This window comes from Providencia sp. NPDC089933 (genome assembly GCF_049545585.1).
Lineage (GTDB): Bacteria > Pseudomonadota > Gammaproteobacteria > Enterobacterales > Enterobacteriaceae > Providencia > Providencia huashanensis.
In genome coordinates this window covers 49,863-70,275 of record NZ_JBMWDT010000009.1, presented here as the reverse complement: position 1 = coordinate 70,275, position 20,413 = coordinate 49,863, and the positions used below count along the sequence as shown (strand labels likewise).

The 20,413-nt window shown below is 39.3% G+C and carries 21 protein-coding genes; 11 read left to right on the top strand and 10 right to left on the bottom strand.

Going from position 1 to position 20,413, the window contains the following annotated elements:
- Window positions 1-165 precede the first annotated feature (165 nt).
- The 4 genes from ACPEH5_RS13800 to ACPEH5_RS13785 all read right to left on the bottom strand — a co-directional run bounded on the left by ACPEH5_RS13800 (window position 166) and on the right by ACPEH5_RS13785 (window position 4,372).
- Window positions 166-792 carry a cell envelope biogenesis protein TolA gene (locus ACPEH5_RS13800; RefSeq protein WP_423727047.1) on the bottom strand — a complete coding sequence of 209 codons (627 nt, stop codon included), beginning with the start codon at window positions 790-792 and terminating at the stop codon, window positions 166-168.
- Window positions 793-1,024: 232 nt separating this feature from the next.
- Window positions 1,025-3,070: a carboxy terminal-processing peptidase gene (gene prc, locus ACPEH5_RS13795; RefSeq protein ID WP_281111165.1), complete on the bottom strand. Its 2,046-nt coding sequence runs from the start codon at window positions 3,068-3,070 to the stop codon at window positions 1,025-1,027.
- A gap of 19 nt (window positions 3,071-3,089) precedes the next feature.
- Window positions 3,090-3,779 carry an RNA chaperone ProQ gene (gene proQ / locus ACPEH5_RS13790; RefSeq protein ID WP_042843600.1) on the bottom strand — a complete coding sequence of 230 codons (690 nt, stop codon included), beginning with the start codon at window positions 3,777-3,779 and terminating at the stop codon, window positions 3,090-3,092.
- A gap of 110 nt (window positions 3,780-3,889) precedes the next feature.
- The gene (locus ACPEH5_RS13785) at window positions 3,890-4,372 is read right to left on the bottom strand and encodes a GAF domain-containing protein (RefSeq protein ID WP_042843599.1); all 483 of its coding nucleotides are present in this window, start codon (window positions 4,370-4,372) and stop codon (window positions 3,890-3,892) included.
- A gap of 132 nt (window positions 4,373-4,504) precedes the next feature.
- On the opposite strand from ACPEH5_RS13785, the gene yebS reads away from it, so the two are divergent.
- The 3 genes from yebS (at window position 4,505) to ACPEH5_RS13770 (ending at window position 8,425) form a co-directional block, all read left to right on the top strand.
- The gene (gene yebS / locus ACPEH5_RS13780; protein WP_042843598.1) at window positions 4,505-5,731 is read left to right on the top strand and encodes a membrane integrity lipid transport subunit YebS; all 1,227 of its coding nucleotides are present in this window, start codon (window positions 4,505-4,507) and stop codon (window positions 5,729-5,731) included.
- The gene (locus ACPEH5_RS13775) at window positions 5,706-8,045 is read left to right on the top strand and encodes a PqiB family protein (protein WP_210787169.1); all 2,340 of its coding nucleotides are present in this window, start codon (window positions 5,706-5,708) and stop codon (window positions 8,043-8,045) included. The genes yebS and ACPEH5_RS13775 overlap by 26 nt, the downstream gene beginning before the upstream one ends.
- A gap of 146 nt (window positions 8,046-8,191) precedes the next feature.
- Window positions 8,192-8,425, top strand: a complete 234-nt coding sequence (locus ACPEH5_RS13770) for a DUF1480 family protein (RefSeq protein ID WP_042843596.1) — start codon at window positions 8,192-8,194, stop codon at window positions 8,423-8,425.
- 426 nt (window positions 8,426-8,851) lie between these two features.
- Here ACPEH5_RS13770 and ACPEH5_RS13765 read toward each other — a convergent pair whose 3' ends face one another.
- The 4 genes from ACPEH5_RS13765 to ftnA all read right to left on the bottom strand — a co-directional run bounded on the left by ACPEH5_RS13765 (window position 8,852) and on the right by ftnA (window position 11,285).
- Window positions 8,852-9,199, bottom strand: coding sequence for a YebY family protein (locus ACPEH5_RS13765; RefSeq protein ID WP_042843595.1), 348 nt, complete (start codon window positions 9,197-9,199; stop codon window positions 8,852-8,854).
- 64 nt (window positions 9,200-9,263) lie between these two features.
- A complete protein-coding gene (copD, locus tag ACPEH5_RS13760) occupies window positions 9,264-10,160 on the bottom strand; it encodes a copper homeostasis membrane protein CopD (protein WP_129465968.1) in 897 nt (298 codons plus the stop codon).
- 1 nt (window position 10,161) lies between these two features.
- Window positions 10,162-10,548 carry a copper homeostasis periplasmic binding protein CopC gene (gene copC / locus ACPEH5_RS13755; protein ID WP_131680769.1) on the bottom strand — a complete coding sequence of 129 codons (387 nt, stop codon included), beginning with the start codon at window positions 10,546-10,548 and terminating at the stop codon, window positions 10,162-10,164.
- 233 nt (window positions 10,549-10,781) lie between these two features.
- A complete protein-coding gene (ftnA, locus tag ACPEH5_RS13750; RefSeq protein ID WP_042843590.1) occupies window positions 10,782-11,285 on the bottom strand; it encodes a non-heme ferritin in 504 nt (167 codons plus the stop codon).
- A 289-nt stretch (window positions 11,286-11,574) separates the two neighbouring features.
- Between ftnA and ACPEH5_RS13745 the strand changes: the two genes are divergently transcribed.
- A complete protein-coding gene (locus ACPEH5_RS13745) occupies window positions 11,575-11,805 on the top strand; it encodes a DNA polymerase III subunit theta (protein WP_042843589.1) in 231 nt (76 codons plus the stop codon).
- A gap of 153 nt (window positions 11,806-11,958) precedes the next feature.
- Here the strand turns inward: ACPEH5_RS13745 and yebF are convergent, their stop codons facing one another.
- Both yebF and ACPEH5_RS13735 read right to left on the bottom strand, forming a co-directional pair.
- The gene (yebF, locus tag ACPEH5_RS13740) at window positions 11,959-12,324 is read right to left on the bottom strand and encodes a protein YebF (RefSeq protein WP_048607312.1); all 366 of its coding nucleotides are present in this window, start codon (window positions 12,322-12,324) and stop codon (window positions 11,959-11,961) included.
- Between the two features lie 191 nt (window positions 12,325-12,515).
- Window positions 12,516-12,695: a YoaH family protein gene (locus ACPEH5_RS13735; RefSeq protein ID WP_210787288.1), complete on the bottom strand. Its 180-nt coding sequence runs from the start codon at window positions 12,693-12,695 to the stop codon at window positions 12,516-12,518.
- Window positions 12,696-12,822: 127 nt separating this feature from the next.
- On the opposite strand from ACPEH5_RS13735, the gene pabB reads away from it, so the two are divergent.
- The 7 genes from pabB to ACPEH5_RS13700 all read left to right on the top strand — a co-directional run bounded on the left by pabB (window position 12,823) and on the right by ACPEH5_RS13700 (window position 20,319).
- The gene (gene pabB / locus ACPEH5_RS13730) at window positions 12,823-14,193 is read left to right on the top strand and encodes an aminodeoxychorismate synthase component 1 (RefSeq protein WP_042843586.1); all 1,371 of its coding nucleotides are present in this window, start codon (window positions 12,823-12,825) and stop codon (window positions 14,191-14,193) included.
- Window positions 14,186-14,746, top strand: coding sequence for a CoA pyrophosphatase (locus ACPEH5_RS13725; RefSeq protein WP_042843585.1), 561 nt, complete (start codon window positions 14,186-14,188; stop codon window positions 14,744-14,746). The genes pabB and ACPEH5_RS13725 overlap by 8 nt, the downstream gene beginning before the upstream one ends.
- A gap of 279 nt (window positions 14,747-15,025) precedes the next feature.
- Window positions 15,026-16,390 (top strand): L-serine ammonia-lyase, encoded by a 1,365-nt coding sequence (locus tag ACPEH5_RS13720; RefSeq protein WP_131680768.1) that lies wholly within the window; start codon window positions 15,026-15,028, stop codon window positions 16,388-16,390.
- Window positions 16,391-17,060: 670 nt separating this feature from the next.
- A complete protein-coding gene (manX, locus tag ACPEH5_RS13715; protein WP_206074965.1) occupies window positions 17,061-18,023 on the top strand; it encodes a PTS mannose transporter subunit IIAB in 963 nt (320 codons plus the stop codon).
- Between the two features lie 82 nt (window positions 18,024-18,105).
- Window positions 18,106-18,906 (top strand): PTS mannose/fructose/sorbose transporter subunit IIC, encoded by an 801-nt coding sequence (locus ACPEH5_RS13710; RefSeq protein ID WP_042843583.1) that lies wholly within the window; start codon window positions 18,106-18,108, stop codon window positions 18,904-18,906.
- Window positions 18,907-18,919: 13 nt separating this feature from the next.
- Window positions 18,920-19,771, top strand: coding sequence for a PTS mannose transporter subunit IID (locus tag ACPEH5_RS13705; protein WP_042843581.1), 852 nt, complete (start codon window positions 18,920-18,922; stop codon window positions 19,769-19,771).
- An 89-nt stretch (window positions 19,772-19,860) separates the two neighbouring features.
- Window positions 19,861-20,319: a DUF986 family protein gene (locus tag ACPEH5_RS13700; protein ID WP_048607316.1), complete on the top strand. Its 459-nt coding sequence runs from the start codon at window positions 19,861-19,863 to the stop codon at window positions 20,317-20,319.
- Window positions 20,320-20,413 lie beyond the last annotated feature (94 nt).

Sequence of the window (20,413 nt, the reverse complement as noted above, 5' to 3'; positions counted from 1 at the left end):
TATGGAAATTTATTCGTGCATTTAATTATATTTCCAGCAACTTTATTCGCTAAATCGATAAATATCAGTCTTTATTAGCCTATTTCAGAAAAACAAAGCCACCTTAAGATGGCTTTGTTTTTTAACTAACCCATTATTATACAGTTAGTTGCATACACTTTCAGTTTAATTTAATTTTTCTTTCGTTGTTTTCGCTGATTGTTTATCTGCTGCTTTGGTTGCTTTTTCTTTTGCTGCTTTTGCCGAATCTTTATCGGTGGCTTTGGTTGCTTTTTCTTTTATCGCTTTTGCCGAATCTTTATCGGTGGCTTTAGTTGCTTTTTCTTTTATCGCTTTTGCCGAATCTTTATCGGTGGCTTTAGTTGCTTTTTCTTTTATCGCTTTTGCCGAATCTTTATCGGTGACTTTAGTTGCTTTTTCTTTTATCGCTTTTGCTGGATCTGATGCCTTATCACTCTTTTTAGCCACCTTTTCATTTACCGTTTTATTTGCTCTATCTCCCGTTGCCTTTACTGGATCAGAAATAGAGGGCTTACTTGATTGCTTGGTAACACCAGAGCCAATGGTTGCTCCTGCAATACCCGCTTTACTGTTAATATCATTTTTCAATGATGTGGTGCACACTTGTTCTGAGCGGCTAGTGGAGCCATCATTACAAATGAACTTACCGCTTTCACAGCGATCGACCCCACCTTTGCTCCCTGAACAAGGGTAGTTTCTTGCTGTTGCTGTGTTTATTGATGAAGCCATCATGATACTAACCGCGATTAAACCTATAACTAATTTACCCATGGTATTGCCTCTTTGATTAAGAACCCTTATCAAAAGTTTAGAATAAATTAATTAAAGGTAAAGAAATCTAGAATGACACGATTATTTTAGGCGATAAAAACTATCTAATATCTGTTTTAACTTTTTCTCAGACATTAAGTCATCATCGATGACTTTAAATAAAAGAAAACCCCATACAAATCATAGATAAGTATGGGGTCTGTTATTTAAAATGAGCTTTAACTTTACTTAGTTATTGATTATTACCTGATAGCATCTTGGTATTTTGACTTGCCAAGTCAATCGCCATTTTAACCGTTTCATCTAAGTACGGATCAGGGCCTTCATAATCCTTTGGTAAGTCATCAATTGATTTTAGTAATGGCTTACCTTCACGTACATTTCGTTCATTTATACGTTTAAGTTTAGTTGCTTCGATTTCATTATCTTCTTTTTGACGCTCAGCATAATTAAGCGAAATTAGATTCTTACTCTCTTTATGCGCTTTATAGCGCGCAATATCTTCATCGATATAATTGAATTCAGGGTCTTGGCTAATCCGTGCTAGATGCTGAGTTTTGATTGGCGATAAGTCTGATGAAATATCACCGACACGTGCATAGTTTGCTGGAGGAATGCTATCCCATGGCAATGCATTGTCTTCAAAACTTTCACCTGTTTCAGCAGGGTCTTGACCTGTTGGCATCACGACATCAGGTGTCACACCCTTACGCTGTGTACTCCCACCATTAACACGGTAAAACTTCTGGATGGTATATTGTACTGAACCCAATGAAGGCCATTCTGGCTTTAACATTTGGTCGTACACACGACTTAAACTACGATGTTGTTGTACCGTGCCTTTACCAAAAGTTGGTTCGCCCACGATTAACGCACGCCCATAATCCTGCATCGCTGCTGCAAAAATTTCAGATGCAGATGCACTAAAACGATCAACTAAAACAACCAGTGGGCCTTTATAGTAAATAACGTCGTCATCATCGACATCTTGACGAACTTGACCATTGTTATCACGAATTTGAACCACTGGGCCTTTTGGAATAAATAAACCAGATAAAGCAACAGCTTCAGTTAATGCCCCACCACCATTTCCGCGTAAATCAATGACCAACGCAGAAACATTATCTTTCGCGATATTTTGCAGTTGTGTTTTTACATCATTAGTTAAACCAACATAGAAACCAGGAATATCTAACACAGCAACTTTATCTTTGCCTTGCTGTTTGATAGTCAGTTTTACAGCACGGTCTTCAAGGCGGATTTGCTCCCGAACGATGGTGATGATATGAGGCTTCGCCCCTTTGGTATCAGAAATAACTTCTAACCGAACTTTACTTCCTTTTGGCCCTTTAATTAACGCAACCACGTCATCAAGGCGCCAACCAACTACATCCACAATCGGTTTGCCCGTTTGCCCTACACCAATGATTTTATCACCGACTTTTAACTCTTTGCTCTTCGCCGCAGGCCCACCCGCCACGAGGGAGTTAATCACCGTATTTTCATCATCTTGCTGTAAAACCGCGCCAATTCCTTCCAATGACAAACTCATTTCAGAATTGAATTGTTCAGTATTACGAGGTGAAAGATAACTCGTATGTGGATCAATTTCGCGTGCAAATGAATTAATAATCAGTTGGAAAACGTCTTCACTTTGTGCTTGCGTTAGACGTCTCAAAGCAAAGTTATATCGCTTGGTCAGTTTTTCTTTGATTTCTTTATCGTCTTTACCTGAAAGCTTTAAATTCAACCAGTCATAACGTACTTTTTGGTCCCAGAGACGATCAAGTTCTTGTTTATCTTTAGGCCAAGGGGACTTAGAGCGGTCAACTTCAATAGAATCCGTCGCGTTCAAATCAATAGGTTGTTCTAAGCGAGCTAATGCATATTTAAAACGCTCAAAACGCCGTTCCTGCGATAGGTTATACAGGTCATAAAACGTATCTAATTTGCCGTCCTCAAGCCATTGACCTACTTTACCTTTATCTTTGGTATACTGATCAACGTCGGATTGAAGTAAAACATTGTGACCGAAATCTAACATATTGAGATAGCGGTCAAATATTTTCCCAGAAAACGCTTTGTCTAAATCAAATTGACGATAATGTGAACGAGTGAACCTTGATGTGACCCTTTCACTCACAGTGCCGTGCTGAGCGCTCTGTTTTAAGACAGGTAACTGAGCCACAGTGACCGGAGCCACTGCTTGAGTATTAGCAATTGCACTACCGAAAGTAGCCAAACTGACAACAAGTGCAATTTTAAGAAGTTTGTTCATGACCTGATTGACCTCCGTATCAGAACTTTAAATGTTCCGCGCGTACAATCATTGCCAGTCCAGTTGGCAATTGAACCCTAACACCGTCTTTTGCAATTTCCAGCACAGAGGCGTCCATCACACTAGTACCCACTTTCACTTTCAATGATTGACCAATTTGAAGTGTGTTGATATCAGTGACTGATTTCAGATTCTGTTCTGGGGCTGGGTTATTACGACGGGGGGGTTTAGCTGATGTAGTTTGCGAGCGTTCTTTATTGTCTGATGGGCGACGGCGAGGCGCTTTCTCTTTAGTGGTATCTTGACTACGGGTGTTTTTTTCACTCGGCTTTTTCGCTGCTGGGCGCTTTTGCGCTTTTTGTTCAGCACGTTGCGCTTGAACACGAGCTTTAGCTTCAGCTAATTGTTGACGCGCATGAGCAATATGCTCTGCGTCTAATTCACCACAGTCTTCGCCATTTAGGTCAACGCGTTTTGCGCCTTCTTTAACACCGTAGAGATAACGCCAGCTAGAGGTATACATACGCAACGCAGAACGTAATTGCGTTTTGCTAATACCGTCTTCTTCAGTTAAACACCCTACGATATCTTGAAAAATTCCGACTTTTAACGGACGTGCTTCGCCTTCAGCGATAAAACAGCGAGGAAAACGCTCTGCTAGAAATGCGATAACTTCTTTACTACTATTCAACTTAGGTTGATTTTCCATGAAATTTCCTGATAACAACGATTTTGCCAACCTCACGGGCATGAACAAGCCGACATTATAATCGTGTTGCTGACAATTGCCACGTTACTATTAATTTAACTGACCAATATTTAGTAATATTTTGGCATAGAACACATTGCCAGATGTTGACACAACTGGTTTACAAGGTGCTTTAAGCCTTTTTCATCCTCTTGGTCGAATTGGCTAATATTTGGGCTGTCGATATCTAAAACCCCAATAATTTGCCCATTTACCACCAAAGGAAACACAATTTCAGCGTTACTTGCCGCATCACAAGCGATATGACCTGGGAATGCATGAACATCTTCTATACGCTGAATTTGGTTGTGACTAAAAGCCGTACCACAGACCCCTTTACCAAAGGGTATTCGAACACATGCAACTTTACCTTGAAACGGACCTAATACTAATTCTTGCCCATTACTCAGGTAAAATCCAGCCCAATTAACCCCCTCTAAGCGCTCATACAGTAATGCACAAGTATTTGCTAAGGTGGCAATTAAATCATATTCTCCTGCTAATAATGCAGAGAGATTATCTGAAAGTTCAAGATAATACTTCTTTTTATCCATAATTATTTTTAGTAATAATCAAGTAATTAATGAAACATCTGTAAGAGTAACTCTAAGGTTACCAATTTGTCACTTTGAGGTAAATTTTTTTACACTAGATTACATCTAAGTGAAACCCTAAAATGAGTAAATATGAACAACATTAACCACACTGACTTGATTTTACAGCGTTGTAGCCATTGCAACCAAAAAATCCTCGCTCCGCGATTTAGCTTACGACAAGTCGTTATTTGCCCTCGTTGTTCTAGTCAACTCAATGATGGCCGGTCATGGTCAATCAAGCGGTTATCCATATTGTCTATCACATTATTGATGCTAGCACCGATCGCTTTTTTACAACCACTAATTTCTATTCATCTGCTGGGAAGTCAAATTAATGCCAATGTAATAGAAGGTGTTCGCTTAATTAATCATCAAGGTGACCCGCTCACAGCAAGTATTGTGGCTTTTTGTGCGATAGCTGCTCCACTATTATTGCCAATATTAATATTAATGTTACTTATTGGTCAGCGAATAAATTTAAACCTTCGCCCTATTTTACTGGTTCTGAAACACATCAAAGAATGGGTTATGTTAGATGTTTACTTAATCGCTCTCGGTATAGCGGCAATTAAAATGCAAGATTACGCCAGCGTGTTTATCGGTAATGGTTTAGTTGCTTTTATCACGATGGCTATTTTAAGTTTATTGATCCTCATCCACATGAATTTAGACGAACTATGGCGTCGGTTTTACCCTATTGATGACCAAGGGGAACAACCACATGCGTTGGCCTGCACCGCTTGCCACTTTACAGGGCCTTCTAACGCCCAAGGGAAGTGTCAGCGCTGTCATCGGCCATTACAATCTCGCAACCCCTATAGTTTACAAAAAACATGGGCTGCGCTAATTGCCGCCATGGTGTTATTGTTTCCCGCTAACCTGCTACCCATTTCAGTTTTTTATCTGAATGGGCAGCGTTTGGAGGACACAATTTATTCTGGTGTTGTAGCCTTAATTGACTCGGGTAACTGGCCTATTGCCATTATTGTCTTCATTGCCAGCATATTAGTGCCCTTCATCAAGATTATCATCATGATATTATTACTATTTTCTATACAGTTAAAAAGCAATACCGACCCTGTTCTTCGTATGAAACTACTAAAATTTGTTTCATGGATAGGCCGCTGGTCAATGTTAGATTTATTCGTCATTGCCTTAATGATGACATTAGTTAACCGTGATCAATTAATGTCTTTTACTATGGGCCCTGCCGCATTTTACTTTGGTACAGCAGTTATTCTAACAATCATGGCTGTTGAATGGTTAGATAGCCGCTTAATATGGGATTCATATGGAAAATCAAAACCTGCAAAATGAGCCTTCTGAAGAAGCTACAGAAGCCACACTACGCAAACGAGGGCGTATCTCCCCTTTCTGGTTATTACCGCTGGTAGCGATTTTTATAGCTGGTTGGCTTCTTTTCCAACATTGGGTTGAGCGTGGAACTAATATTACGATTGAGTTCTCTTCTGCCCCAGGTGTCGTCGCAAATCGAACACCTATTCGCTACCAAGGCGTTGAGGTTGGATTAGTTCAATCAATTGCTATTAGCAAAAATATGAAATCCATTATTGTTACTGCCAGTGTTAACAAAGACATGCGCTCTGCGTTAACTTCAGGCACAAAATTTTGGTTAGTTACACCTAAAGCCTCATTGGCGGGCGTTTCCGGCCTTGATGCATTGGTTGGCGGTAACTATATTGGAATGCTGCCAAGCACTGGGACAGAGCAATTCTCGTTTGTGGCACAAGACACGCCACCACAACTAAATATTGACGAAGGTGAACTTCTAATCCACTTAACCGCACCTGATTTAGGTTCATTAAACGAAAACTCACCCATTTATTACCGAAAAGTCCCCGTGGGTTATATCTCGGATTATACCATTTTACCGGATAACCAAGGGGTATCTATATCTGCGGTGGTCAAAAAACACTATGCCAAACTCGTTCGTAAAGACAGCCAATTTTGGAATGTATCTGGCTTACAAGGTAGTTTTGACCTTAAATCCGGTGCTAATATCAAAATGGAAAGCCTTTCTGCTGTCATAAATGGCGCTATTACTTTTGACTCACCGCAAGGCAGCCCCCAAGCGGAAGAAGGCCAACGTTTTGTGTTACAATCTAGCCGTGCCGTTGTCAAAGCTGCTGAACAAGAAGGTAAATCCCCTTTAACTCTTGCCTTATGGGCCAATGACACCTATGGCGTAAGCAAAGGGCAACCTGTTGTTTATAAAGGTATTCAAATCGGTGAAGTGTTACAACGTCACCTATCCGCCGATAATGTCAATTTTAAAATAGCCATATATGATGAGTTTAAGCACCTCATTCGTGAAGACAGTAAATTTGTCGCCAATAGCCGTGTTGATGTCCAATTGGGGCTTGGTGGACTACAGTTCCAAGGCGCGACACCGCAAGAATGGTTAGATGGCGGCATACACTTAATTGCGGGGCAAAGCCAAGGGAAATTACCAGAGAAATTCCCTTTATACCGCAGTGATGACAATGCGAAAGCCGGTATTTTAGGGTCATCTCCACCAACTACAATTACTCTTAATACAGCGACTTTACCAGATATACAAGCCGGGTCGGTTGTACTTTATCGTCAATTTGCAGTAGGCAAAATTACCACCATTAAACCCACTACATCCGGTTTTTCCATTGATGTATATATTTCAAGTGAATATCGGCATTTACTGACTGATAACAGTGTTTTTTGGGCTGAAGGTGGAGCAAAAGTTCAGTTAAATAGTAATGGTTTAACAGTCCAAGCTGCCCCATTGAGCCGTGCGATCAGTGGAGCAATAAGCTTTGACAACATAGGTAATGGCACAGCGAATACTGCACGCCAACACATGCTTTACCCTAATGAAACATCAGCTAAGGCTATTGGTAGTGTAGTTACCTTAACAACATTTGATGCCTCCAAACTTTCTGAAGGCATGCCTATCCGTTATTTAGGCATAAACATTGGTCAGATAGAGTCGTTAAAACTGTCCTCTGATAAAAGAGAGGTACAAGCGAGAGCTATTCTCTATCCAGAGTATGTCAGCACATTCACAAAACTAGGGAGCCGCTTTGCTGTTGTAACCCCTGAGTTATCACCCGCGGGCTTAAATAACCTTGACAGTATATTACAACCTTATATTAGTGCAGAGCCTGGACGTAGTAATAAAAACCGTTATCAATTTGAACTACAAGCTGCCAATATAACTGACTCTCGTTATTTAGATGGTTTAACCATTTACCTTGATGCCACTGATGTTGGTTCTGTTCAGGTGGGGACGCCGATTTTATTTAGAGGGCTGGAAGTCGGTGTGGTGACAGGCTTATATTTGGGAGAGCTTTCCGACCGCGTTTATGTTGCCACACGTATTGGCAAGGAGTATCAATATTTAGTACGTGATAACACTGAATTTTGGCAATCATCCGGCTTTAATTTCTCCTTTGGTTTGGCTGGTGGAGTTATGAAAAGCGGTACATTCAAGCAGTTTGTCCGAGGTGGTATCACTCTCGCCACCCCGCCAACAGTGCCTTTAGCGCCGAAAGCCAAGCCGGAACAGCATTTCATTCTAAAATTAGAAGCCCCTAGTGATTACTTAAACTGGGGTACATCAATACCTAAAAAATAAACACTACAAGGGTGCATATAAGTAACATAATGCACCCTCTCTTGCTTATCGGTGAAAATTTATTTTGGAAATCAATTCCATTTATACTATGATTAATTCTGTTGAGCTTAGTATATATAGATAACGTCGATAAATGAGGTGCTATTATGTGTTTTGTGAAATTGAAAATATCTTCCTATGAAATTAATGATGCGGTTATGGCTTCACATAAAAGTGATACGGTAAGTATCCCTTGTGATTCTGATACCGATTTCTGTATGCAATTAGATGGTTGGGACGAACATACCAGCATCCCTGCCACCTTAGATGAAAAACCTGTTTTACTCTATCGTCATCACTATGATAAAGAAAATCATCATTGGGTCATGAAATTAGCATAGTAGGTTAATCATGTTATACAGCCTATTAGCTCGGGTATATAAATGGGTAAGAACAAATAGAAAGGTGATTACTAGTGTGTTAACAAACAAACCGATAGGCAAAAAAAGAGGCCTGGTAGATTCCGATTACCGGGCCTTGGGAAATGGCTCTGGCAGAGCCGTGCGCTAAAATTGCCATTGAGACGTAACAAAGTACACCCTAATACTAGCTTTCAACTCACGTTCTTACCACATTTATTATCAATTATTTCACATATTATTAACACAATTTATTGTTTGATTTTCTAATATTGAACTATTTGTTCAATAGGTTATACCTATACCAGTAATCAACAAAACCTTTCAATGTTGTATCGTGCTGATTTATATAAACAAATAATAGAAAACACCATTCCCTCTGCGTAACCAGCCCTATTTCCAGTAACCTTACTTACTGGGGCATAATTTTTCAGCGGCCTCTTTTAATGGCTGTATTCTTTCTTTAACACTTTTAGTTGTTTCAATAGGTGCTAATAAAACATCAATCGGCTGAGCCTTAATCTCTTTTTTCTCCATTAATTCCGTCGCTATCTCATTTAATGGATATTGCATCAATGTTGCAGGGTTAATGACGACCAATGCACCATTGTTACGGCACTCAAGCATCACCTCCTCACGAATAAACGGCCAGTCCTGACCAAATTGTTTTTTACTGACTGTTGCCAATGGTGCGGAGTATGCTGCACTCATTGTTCCAACAAGTAATAATGAGCAAATAATGAGTTTATATTTCATTAAAATGACCTTGTAAATATTAAAAATATCTTCACTGTATTATCAAATAAATACGAACATTTGGCTATATCGGTTGATAAGTAGCAAAAATAGCAACGGCTAGAATTGCCATAGTACCCAATAACAATTCAACCCAACTATTAATGATCAAATAGTTCAAACGCCCTCTGTGTTTTAGGCCTGGAACGATATAGTAGCGATTAATCAAAGCTAACATTACCATTCCTAGAACTAAAATAATTTTAAACCAAAGCAATGATTGGTACTCAGAGCCCGAAAATGCCAAAGGCCATTCTGGCAAAATCGTTATTGCACTAATAACCCCGGTTAAGATGACAAGCACAACTGCAACATGCCCAATTTTTGAAAACAACCGCATAGTACTGATTATTTGTTTATCCATCCCCTGCACCAGCTCTTGTTTATGACGTAAAAACTGAATACAAATTAAGAATGGCCATAAACCACCAAACCAATAGGCTGCACTAATGAGATGAATGAACTGATTAATACGATGAAAAGCCCCAATAACGCCATCGGTCATGGCTGCATGCCCAATAAATGCATGGAGACCAAGCAGGACAATAGAAAGAAGTAATACTAGGTTTAGACGTAGCTTTATGGATTTTATACATAAAACCAGCAAGAGGATAACAGCAAACAGCAGTTGCCAGCGCCATATTTGACCAAATGACGTGCCAAGCACCCCCTGCCATATAGCCCAATCGATACTATCTTCCCAACCATCCCCCATCAAACCAGCTTGAGCAAGCAACCAACCAAAGGTTGTTAATGAAGTGATAATAGCGCAAAAGAAGATACCTTTATTAAGGTAACGGACTAATAAATAGCGAAACTTCCCACGACTGAGAAGCACTGCAAATATTGACATACCACACATCAATATTGCAGCGATAAAATGGATAAAACGAATTAACGTATAAAAAGCTTCTAGTGACATATCATTTCACTGTAAAGCTATAAGTCCCTTTTGTTTTGTGCCCATCCACAGAGACCACACTCCAATTAACATCATACTTACCGGCAACGAGTTTATCCTCAACAGGAACAATAACTTTAGTGTCATTACTTGGGTCTAATGCTGCCTTGCCTGTTTTGACAATATTTTTTTCAGGGCCAACAATATTGACTTTAGTGAAATTAACTTCAATCCCCTCAGAAAAGCTTAATGTAATTGATTCAGGTGCTTGCTCTACCGCGGCACCTTCAGCTGGTAGTTGGTCTTTAAGATGAGCATGAGCAAAAGCTTGTTGGAAAGACATACCTAAAAACAAAACGGCAATAGCGCTAAGTTTACGCCATGAAGATTTAATATGGTGGATTGGCATAGTAACCCCTTAATTTGCAGGTGAATTTAGAATTATTACCAATCATTATACGGAAAAAAACCAGTTTTACCGCTTAAAAATAGGTTTTGACCCTCTATCCTGTGAGTTTTCACACAAAATGAAAAGAAAAAGGCTTGTGGTCATTGAAATAAACTTTCATAGCCACAAGCCTGATAAGGTCTTTATACTTCAAATAGATATATTAACTTAATGAATACCGATAGTGCTTCAAATTAGATATGTGTTGCTGCAGATAAGCTTTTTAAGTCTTTATCTAACAAGAATAACGCCTTGCCAGATTCACCAACCATATCAAGTTTATCCAATACTGATTTAAATAGTTTTTCTTCTTCGTGTTGCTCAGCAACATACCATTGTAAGAAGTTAAATGTTGAATAGTCTTGGGTTGTCATGGCTAAATGAGCCAGTTTGTTAATTTCGCGTGTGATTAATTGTTCGTGCTCATATGTTTGGGTGAAAACATCTGCAATCGATTTGAAAGCAACAGGAGGCGCTGCAATTTGCCCTAATAAAGGTAATGCACCTGTATCGCTAAGGTAATCAAATAAACGCTGCATGTGCTCCATTTCTTCTTGTGAGTGCGACTTTAGAAATGCAGCTGCACCTTCGTAGCCTTTATCGCTACACCAAGCACTCATTTGCAAATAAAGATTAGCAGAATAAAATTCAAGATTTAATTGCTCATTTAGTTTATTGACCATGTCTGTAGTTAACATATTTATGCCTTATCAGTTAATCGTTCATTCTTATATTATGCACAGTATTACAATAATTAAAACCCTAAAACAATCTTAAAACAAAAAAATCCAATTTACTGATTATTAATAACTTTTGTTAAAAACAATAATAATCAATCTCATTATCTTTTCTTGGCTTATATTTTAATTATCACGATAACAATCATTCGTCTTTATTTTTCCGACATCATTTTTTAATATTCTATTGAGATTTTTTCTCATTAACCCATTATAATAAATCAGTGAGAATTAACTTTTGAGAACCAAAATGAACTACAACCTTGCTTTATTACCTAAAGATGAAATGGATAAGATCAACGTTGACCTTTTAGCCTCCGGTGTTGCATTCAAAGAACGCTATAACGTCGCCGTCATCGCCGAAGCCGTCGAACGGGAACAGCCCGAGCACCTAAGGGAGTATTTCAGAGAAAGGTTGGTTTATTACCGCCAACTTTCACAAAATTTTGCGCGTATGCCTTATGAACCCAGAAATCGCTAAATTGATTACTCGGTTTACTACCCAATATTTTTATTTGGTCACGAAGTAAATTTATTATCCATACACTAAAAAAGGGAGCCTTTTTCGGCTCCCCTTTAGTTACATTAATACGAAAGAAAATGGGTCTTTTCTTTGTTAACTAATATTAACTGCCTATTTAGTTGCGTTATAGGTAACCGTATTATTTTGGCAATCGACCGAAACAGAATAACGTAGGTCAGATTTTGCCCCTCTCACCACCAATGGAACAGTATAGCCAGTTTCAGTTTTAGTCACTTCACTATCATTGACCCATGCAACTGCCTTTTTACCTAACGTGGCCTTCTCTTCTGCCCAACGCGGTAACCTATTATGCATAAAATCACTTTTAACCTGAGCCGCAATCTGTGGTTCAGTTAATGTACCACAACTGACAAAGGGTTCCGCTTTACCTTCTTCATCGTTTGCGCTTAAAGCAAACGAACTAAAAACCAATGCACATGTCCCCAGAACAACAGCAATTTTATGATTTGCTTCCATAGCACCCTCCGATACCCATATAAGGTAAAGATTTTTGATTAGTTTAGCTGCCCATTTAAGCCTATTAGAATATGTTAAATTTACCAGTTACTTACTGGTCATTTTCTAACTAGTATCAATGAATAAAATGACTTAACTAATATTAATCTATCAGGTCTGCGCATAAATGTTAATAGTATGTTTACTAATTATTAATTTTCATCATCGAATAATACGTGAATTTGCTCTTTACCTTGGTGGCTTTCCCTAATTTCTTGAGCTACTATTGCAATGGCCTGTCCACTACTCATCCCTTGCGCCATCAACTGATGAATTCTTTCAACCGCTTCTTGTTGCTCTTCATGATTAAGTGCTGGTATTCCAGAAAGCATGGTTTAAACCTCATAAGTAAAATACTAAAATCAATAATTAAGATTTTAACATCTCTTCGATTATTAAGATAAGAATATATGTTAACCTGTTCAAATCCACTTGTTGCGGAATATTATATTTATCGACATGACTATCAATAAAAAACAGTTACCTTATCGCCCAACTGCGGCAATCGACTATTTTGCGCCTATTGCACATCTGCCATGGGCAATGTTATTACATTCAGGAAATGCAAAACATTCACATAATCGATTTGATATTATTGTCGCTGACCCTATTGCGACACTGACTACCTACCACAGCGAAACAACCATCACAGAGCAAGGTCAACCTTCAACGACTTCGGGTTCAGACCCCTTTGATTTGCTAAAACAATTGCTCAATAAATACAGGTCGAACAATAATGAATGCATAGATTTACCTTTTAATGGTGGTGCATTGGGCCTTTGGAGCTACGATTTAGGTCGTCGCATTGAAAAACTCCCTAACCTCGCCAAAACAGAATTACAATTTCCTGATATGGCCATCGGGATCTATTTATGGGCACTCATTATTGATCATCACACTAAAACAACTACATTAATTAGTTATGATGATATTGAAGCTAGGTTAGCTTGGTTACAGGCACAAAAAAAACCACGTAAGAATAAATTCCAATTAACGTCCCCTTGGCAATCAAACATGTCAGAAGAGACATATCACCAAAACATCGCGCATATTCATGAATATTTACGTAATGGTGATTGCTATCAAATCAATTTAGCTCAAAGATTTAAAGCTAAGTATAAAGGGGACGAATGGAATGCATTTCTAGCTCTGTTAGAAAGTAATGAAGCCCCTTTCTCTTCCTTTATTCGTTTACCTGAAAACGCAGTCATTAGCATGTCCCCTGAGCGGTTTATTTTTTTACAGGATGGCGATATTCAGACTCGCCCAATTAAAGGAACACTTCCCCGTCTAGAAAATGAACAGGATGACCTTGCTCAAGTAGAAAAATTAGCAAACTCAACCAAAGACCGTGCAGAAAACGTCATGATTGTCGATTTATTACGTAATGATATTGGCCGAGTTGCCCAGCCAGGGTCAGTGAATGTCCCTGAGTTATTTGCAGTGGAGTCATTTCCTGCTGTACACCATTTGGTTAGTACGGTCTGCGCAAAATTAGATGCTCAGTATTGTGCTGCTGACTTATTAAGAGCGTGCTTCCCTGGAGGGTCAATCACCGGAGCACCTAAAATACGAGCAATGGAAATCATTGAAGAATTAGAACCGCATCGTCGACATGGATATTGTGGTGCAATAGGCTATATTAGCTTTTGTGGAAATATGGATAGCAATATTACTATTCGTACTTTATTGACCTATAAAAAACAAATTTACTGTTGGGCTGGTGGTGGTATTGTTGCTGATAGCCAAGCTGACAGAGAATATCAAGAGACATTTGATAAATTAAGCCTGATTTTACCTGTATTAGGAGCACTAAATAAAGATGACTGAACTGAATAACTTTATCAATCGTTTTCAGTTTACTTTGCCGACAACCCGCCAGCCTGTATTCAAGGCGGGTAAATCGGCTGCGGTTCTTTTGCCAATAATCAATAAACCGCACCCAACGTTACTTCTTACGCAACGCTCCCCTTTCTTACGTTCTCATGCAGGAGAAGTGGCTTTTCCTGGGGGGGCAAGTGACCCCGAGGATGGCTCACCCATCAACACCGCCTTACGTGAAGCTTACGAAGAAGTGGCGATCCCTCCGGAAAAAGTTAAAGTACTTGGCCAACTCGCCCCACTCCAAAGTTATGGTGGCTACGAGGTCACCCCTATAGTTGGGCTTTTACCTAATAATATTCGATATCAAGCGAACCCCAGCGAAGTGGCTTCTATCTTTGAAGTTCCATTGTTTGATGCACTTTCACTTCAACGCCATAAATTCGTGGATATAAAGCGTTCAGGGCGGCACAGTCGCATCTTTTTTTACTGGTATAACGGGCGGTTAGTTTGGGGTTTGACTGCCTCAATAATCCACCAATTAGCTTTACAACTAGATTGAGCCTTTCATAACTATTCACCATATAGCGCCGTTATTACAGTGTGATATTTTTAGATAGCCGTTATATAGCGTCAGATCTTACAAAATATCCATCTTTATACTGGCTACTTTTTAGACAATTCACAGACATTTTGTGCTATTTACCTTCAATTCACACTCCTCAACTACCTTATTTCAAAAAATACTTTAAACTTACTGGTTAACACTACTAAATAACAGTAAAGTAGCGCCTTTTAAAATAAAGCACTATATTTTCATCTTTTTTTTAAGGAGTCCTGCGTGATAAGCGTTTTCGACATGTTTAAAGTGGGCATTGGCCCTTCAAGCTCTCATACCGTCGGTCCGATGAAAGCTGGGAAAGAATTTGTCGATGATTTGGTAAGCAAAGGCATATTGCCTAACGTTACTCGTATTTCTGTGGATGTTTACGGGTCATTATCGCTTACTGGAAAAGGGCACCATACTGATATCGCCATTATTATGGGGCTAGCAGGTAATATGCCTGCCACCGTTGACATTGAATCTATTCCAACTTTTATCAAAAATGTGGAAGAGTCAGAGAAACTCCCGCTAGCTAATGGAACTCAGGTTGTTGACTTTCCAAATGAAGGCGGCATGAATTTTCGTCAAGATAACCTGCCTTTACATGAGAATGGCATGACAATTCATGCATTTAATGGTGATAAAGAAATTTATACCAAAACTTATTATTCTATCGGCGGTGGTTTTATCGTCGATGAAGAACATTTTGGTCAATCCATCCTTGATAGCAAACCTGTGTCGTATCCATACAATTCTGCTGACGAATTATTATTGAATTGCAAAAAATCAGGTCTTTCTATTTCTAGTTTAATGATGAAAAATGAGCTAGATCTCCATACTAAACAAGAAATTGAAGAATACTTCGCTGATGTGTGGCACACGATGCAAGCTTGTATTGAGCGTGGCTTAAATACTGAAGGCGTCTTACCGGGCCCGCTACGCGTTCCTCGTCGAGCACCGGCACTAAATCGACTGGTCACATCATCAAGTAAACTTTCAAATGACCCGATGAATGTTATCGACCTTATCAATATGTATGCCTTAGCCGTTAATGAGGAAAATGCCGCAGGAGGCCGCGTTGTCACTGCCCCTACCAATGGAGCATGTGGTATCGTCCCCGCCGTATTAGCTTATTACAATCATTGTATTGAGCCTGTTACCCCTGAGCTGTATATGCGCTATTTCTTAGCTTCAGGCGCAATTGGCATTTTATATAAAATGAACGCATCAATTTCAGGAGCTGAAGTTGGCTGTCAAGGTGAGGTCGGTGTCGCATGTTCAATGGCTGCGGCAGGCCTTACCGAGCTATTTGGAGGCAGCCCAGAGCAAGTTTGTATCGCCGCTGAAATTGGCATGGAACACAACTTAGGACTAACCTGTGACCCTGTTGCTGGGCAAGTACAAGTGCCTTGCATTGAGCGTAATGCAATCGCATCAGTCAAAGCCATAAATGCAGCAAGAATGGCATTACGTAGAACCAGTGAACCTCGTGTTTCTCTCGATAAAGTGATTGAAACTATGTACGAAACAGGGAAGGACATGAATGCCAAATACCGTGAAACTTCCCGCGGTGGTTTAGCTATCAAGGTGCAATGTGATTAGTTTTAACCTACGGTAAACACGTTAACGCCCTCTTTATTCTATTATCAAGTCGATAGCATTGAGGGCGTTTTTATCTGCAATTAAGCGCTCATTCGGTTAGCACTGTCTTTTCCTACCACAACCTTCAAGTTTAATTAATCATTTCCCCCACAAAAAACCTTGTTTTTTACTGTTTATTATATATTTCATCAACAGCATCAAAATGGAAGCTATGCTATTTTATGCTAAAAGTGCTTCTTTACATTATTTATCAACAATCAACCCCCCCCCGCCAACCCGCCCATTTTTTAACCAAAAAATCAATGGCAGCCTATTTTTGCTTAATTTTTCGTTACCTGTAACACAATAATAATCTACTTAATTAGAAATTGATAAAAACAAAGCACAACAAAAAACAAATAAAAAGATAATAATCGCAAATTAATAAGTGATTTTAGGTATATTCTTATTTTTCTGACGCGAAACAAGTTTTTAGGTTAAAACAAAATGTTATGCTACATATGGACTCGATACTAACAAGATAAGTAGCTGGCTTATGGATACCATGAGTAATTTGTAATTATTCAGCTAATATTATGATACAGGGGAAATTGATAAAGAGGAGTCTAACTTTAGCATCCGTTTTATCTACAGATAATATTTCGTTTTATCTATCTATGAGGGAAAAATAGTGAGTATAGCTATTATGATTGGTACACACGGAGTCGCTGCAGAACAGCTTCTTCGAACAACCGAGATGTTAATAGGCGAACAAGACAATGTTTCGTTTATTGATTTTATCCCTGGGGAAAATGCAGACACCCTGTTTGATAAATACACTCAAAAACTAACTGATTTAGATACTTCAAAAGGCGTACTGTTTTTAGTTGATACATGGGGAGGTAGCCCATTTAATGCCGCAAGTCGTATCGTTAATCAACATGAAAACTATGACATCATCACTGGCGTAAATGTTCCAATGCTAGTTGAAACCTTTATGTGTCGTGATGATAACCCCACCTTGAGCGAACTGATCACTGTAGCATTAGAAACTGGTCGTGGTGGCGTTCGTTCATTTAAGTTCAAAGAAGTTGAAACAGCGCCCGCAGCAGCGGCACCAAGTACTCCTGCTCCAGCGCCAATCAAAGCTGGTCCGGGTGAACATATGGTAATAGCCCTTGCCCGTATTGATGACCGTCTAATTCATGGCCAAGTGGCAACTCGCTGGACCAAAGAAACGCAAGTTAAGCGAATTATTGTTGTCAGTGATGAGGTAGCAAAAGACCAAGTCCGTTCAACATTACTCAAACAAGTCGCTCCACCTGGGGTAACCGCTCATGTTGTTGATGTCGCTAAATGCATTCGCGTTTATAACAACCCGAAATATGCAGGTGAGCGTGTTATGTTGCTGTTTACTAACCCAACAGACGTTAAACGTATTGTCGAAGAAGGTGTTGAAATCAAGTCCGTTAATATTGGTGGTATGGCTTACCATGATGGTAAAACCATGGTAACCAATGCGGTTTCAATCAACCAAGAAGACATCGATGCATTTAATTATTTGAATGACAAAAATATTGAGCTTGAAGTCAGAAAAGTTTCATCTGACAACAAAGTCTACATGATGGACTTAATTAGCAAGCTCAAAAAATAATGCTTAATACAATTTTTTATTTTAGTTCTTTATCCATTACTCAAACAGATTTTAAAACTTGTTGGTTACAGGAGATTAAACAATGGAACTTACCGTTGTTCAAATAGTACTGGTCTTCATCGTTGCATGTATCGCGGGGATGGGGTCAATCCTCGATGAATTCCAGTTTCACCGCCCTCTCGTTGCCTGTACGCTTATTGGTATCGTTTTGGGAGACATGAAAACAGGTATCATCATCGGTGGTACTTTGGAAATGATAGCTTTGGGGTGGATGAATATCGGTGCCGCGGTCGCACCTGATGCTGCACTCGCCTCAATTATTTCAACCATTTTGGTCATCGCCGGTGGGCAAAGCATTGGTGCTGGTATCGCATTAGCCATTCCTCTTGCAGCTGCTGGGCAAGTATTAACCATTATCGTACGTACCATTACTGTTGCGTTCCAACACGCAGCTGATAGGGCTACAACGACTGGTAACTTGACTTATCTAAGCGTAGTTCACGTTTCAGCACTGGTCTTGCAAGCTATGCGCGTTGCTATTCCTGCGCTTATTGTTGCTGTTTCTGTAGGGACATCCGAGGTTCAGCAACTGCTAAGTTCAATCCCTGAAGTTGTCACAAGTGGCTTAAATATCGCTGGAGGTATGATTGTTGTTGTTGGTTATGCAATGGTCATTAATATGATGCGTGCAGGCTATCTGATGCCGTTCTTCTACCTAGGCTTTGTCACTGCAGCCTTTACAGATTTCAACCTCGTTGCTCTGGGTGTCATTGGTGTTGTCATGGCCGTACTTTACATCCAACTCAGCCCTAAATACAACAAATCTCAAGTTGTTGTGAGCCAAGGGAATAGTAACAACAATCTTGATAATGAATTAGACTAGGAGGAACGCAATCATGGTTGACACAACTCAATCTACAGAGAAAAAACTGACTCAGAGCGATATTCGCGGTGTTTTTTTGCGTTCCAATTTATTCCAAGGCTCTTGGAACTTTGAACGTATGCAAGCTCTCGGCTTCTGCTATTCAATGATCCCTGTTATTCGCCGCCTTTATCCAGAAAATAATGACGACCGTAAACAAGCGATTAAACGCCATTTAGAATTTTTCAATACGCACCCATACGTTGCAGCGCCGGTCCTTGGCGTGACGATGGCAATGGAAGAACAACGCGCTAATGGTGCAGACATTGATGACGGGGCAATCAACGGTATCAAGGTCGGTCTCATGGGGCCTCTTGCTGGTGTCGGTGACCCAATTTTCTGGGGAACAGTACGCCCTGTCTTTGCGGCACTCGGTGCTGGGATCGCGATGACAGGTAGTTTACTCGGCCCATTACTCTTTTTCTTTTTATTCAACCTAGTACGGTTACTCACCTTATACTATGGAATTTCATATGGTTATAAGAAAGGGATCGATATTGTTCAAGATATGGGGGGCGGCTTCCTACAAAAATTAACAGAGGGAGCTTCAATACTTGGTTTGTTTGTTATGGGGGCCTTAGTAAACAAGTGGACACACGTCAATATTCCACTTGAGGTTTCGCGCATCAAAAACCAAACTACAGGTGTAGAAGATATTACGACTGTACAGATGATCCTAGACCAATTAATGCCTGGTTTAGTGCCATTGTTATTAACCTTCGGATGTATGTGGCTCTTACGCCATAAAGTTAATGCATTATGGATTATTATCGGTTTCTTCGGTCTTGGTATCTTAGGTGCTTGGCTGAAATTCTTAGCACCATAATTCTCTTGTAATTATTTGAATTGGGAGGTTGCAGCCTCCCTTTTTTAATTTTAAGCTCTGCACATGTTTACTTATCCAAGGGCGCTCCAATGACTTTCAATGATGCCATTCTCGCTATTATCATTTTGCTCATGCTTGTGTATGCAATTTATGACGAATTTATTCAGCATTTACTGAAAGGCAAAACGTTATTAAAGATCAACTTAAAACGAAAACATCGTATTGATGCCATCATTTTTATTGTATTAATATGTATTGTTATTTACACAAATATTGTTCGCCATGGTAATTTATTAACCACTTACTTATTATTGGTTACTATATTCATGTCTATTTACTTGGCATTTATAAGAACACCTAAGCTATTTTTTAAACAAACTGGGTTTTATTTTGCCAATACTTTTATTTTATACGAAAGAATAAAAACAATGAATTTATCTGAAGATGGCATATTAATAATAGGGTTAGAACAAAAGAAAATTTACATAAAAGTATCTCATCTTGATGATTTACAAAGAATTTATGAGTTTCTAATTAATCATAAATAATCATTATATATATTCATAATAAAACTAAGGTTAATTAAATTTATAATTAACCTTTTTTTTCTTAATATCCTAGTCGATAATAATTCTCACTAAC

Bases quoted from the DNA above. Each gene is read 5' to 3' on its own strand.
- ACPEH5_RS13800 (WP_423727047.1), bottom strand. From the start codon at position 792: ATGGGTAAATTAGTTATAGGTTTAATCGCGGTTAGTATCATGATGGCT.
- prc (WP_281111165.1), bottom strand. From the start codon at position 3,070: ATGAACAAACTTCTTAAAATTGCACTTGTTGTCAGTTTGGCTACTTTC.
- proQ (WP_042843600.1), bottom strand. From the start codon at position 3,779: ATGGAAAATCAACCTAAGTTGAATAGTAGTAAAGAAGTTATCGCATTT.
- ACPEH5_RS13785 (WP_042843599.1), bottom strand. From the start codon at position 4,372: ATGGATAAAAAGAAGTATTATCTTGAACTTTCAGATAATCTCTCTGCA.
- yebS (WP_042843598.1), top strand. From the start codon at position 4,505: ATGAACAACATTAACCACACTGACTTGATTTTACAGCGTTGTAGCCAT.
- ACPEH5_RS13775 (WP_210787169.1), top strand. From the start codon at position 5,706: ATGGAAAATCAAAACCTGCAAAATGAGCCTTCTGAAGAAGCTACAGAA.
- ACPEH5_RS13770 (WP_042843596.1), top strand. From the start codon at position 8,192: ATGTGTTTTGTGAAATTGAAAATATCTTCCTATGAAATTAATGATGCG.
- ACPEH5_RS13765 (WP_042843595.1), bottom strand. From the start codon at position 9,199: ATGAAATATAAACTCATTATTTGCTCATTATTACTTGTTGGAACAATG.
- copD (WP_129465968.1), bottom strand. From the start codon at position 10,160: ATGTCACTAGAAGCTTTTTATACGTTAATTCGTTTTATCCATTTTATC.
- copC (WP_131680769.1), bottom strand. From the start codon at position 10,548: ATGCCAATCCACCATATTAAATCTTCATGGCGTAAACTTAGCGCTATT.
- ftnA (WP_042843590.1), bottom strand. From the start codon at position 11,285: ATGTTAACTACAGACATGGTCAATAAACTAAATGAGCAATTAAATCTT.
- ACPEH5_RS13745 (WP_042843589.1), top strand. From the start codon at position 11,575: ATGAACTACAACCTTGCTTTATTACCTAAAGATGAAATGGATAAGATC.
- yebF (WP_048607312.1), bottom strand. From the start codon at position 12,324: ATGGAAGCAAATCATAAAATTGCTGTTGTTCTGGGGACATGTGCATTG.
- ACPEH5_RS13735 (WP_210787288.1), bottom strand. From the start codon at position 12,695: ATGCTTTCTGGAATACCAGCACTTAATCATGAAGAGCAACAAGAAGCG.
- pabB (WP_042843586.1), top strand. From the start codon at position 12,823: ATGACTATCAATAAAAAACAGTTACCTTATCGCCCAACTGCGGCAATC.
- ACPEH5_RS13725 (WP_042843585.1), top strand. From the start codon at position 14,186: ATGACTGAACTGAATAACTTTATCAATCGTTTTCAGTTTACTTTGCCG.
- ACPEH5_RS13710 (WP_042843583.1), top strand. From the start codon at position 18,106: ATGGAACTTACCGTTGTTCAAATAGTACTGGTCTTCATCGTTGCATGT.
- ACPEH5_RS13705 (WP_042843581.1), top strand. From the start codon at position 18,920: ATGGTTGACACAACTCAATCTACAGAGAAAAAACTGACTCAGAGCGAT.
- ACPEH5_RS13700 (WP_048607316.1), top strand. From the start codon at position 19,861: ATGACTTTCAATGATGCCATTCTCGCTATTATCATTTTGCTCATGCTT.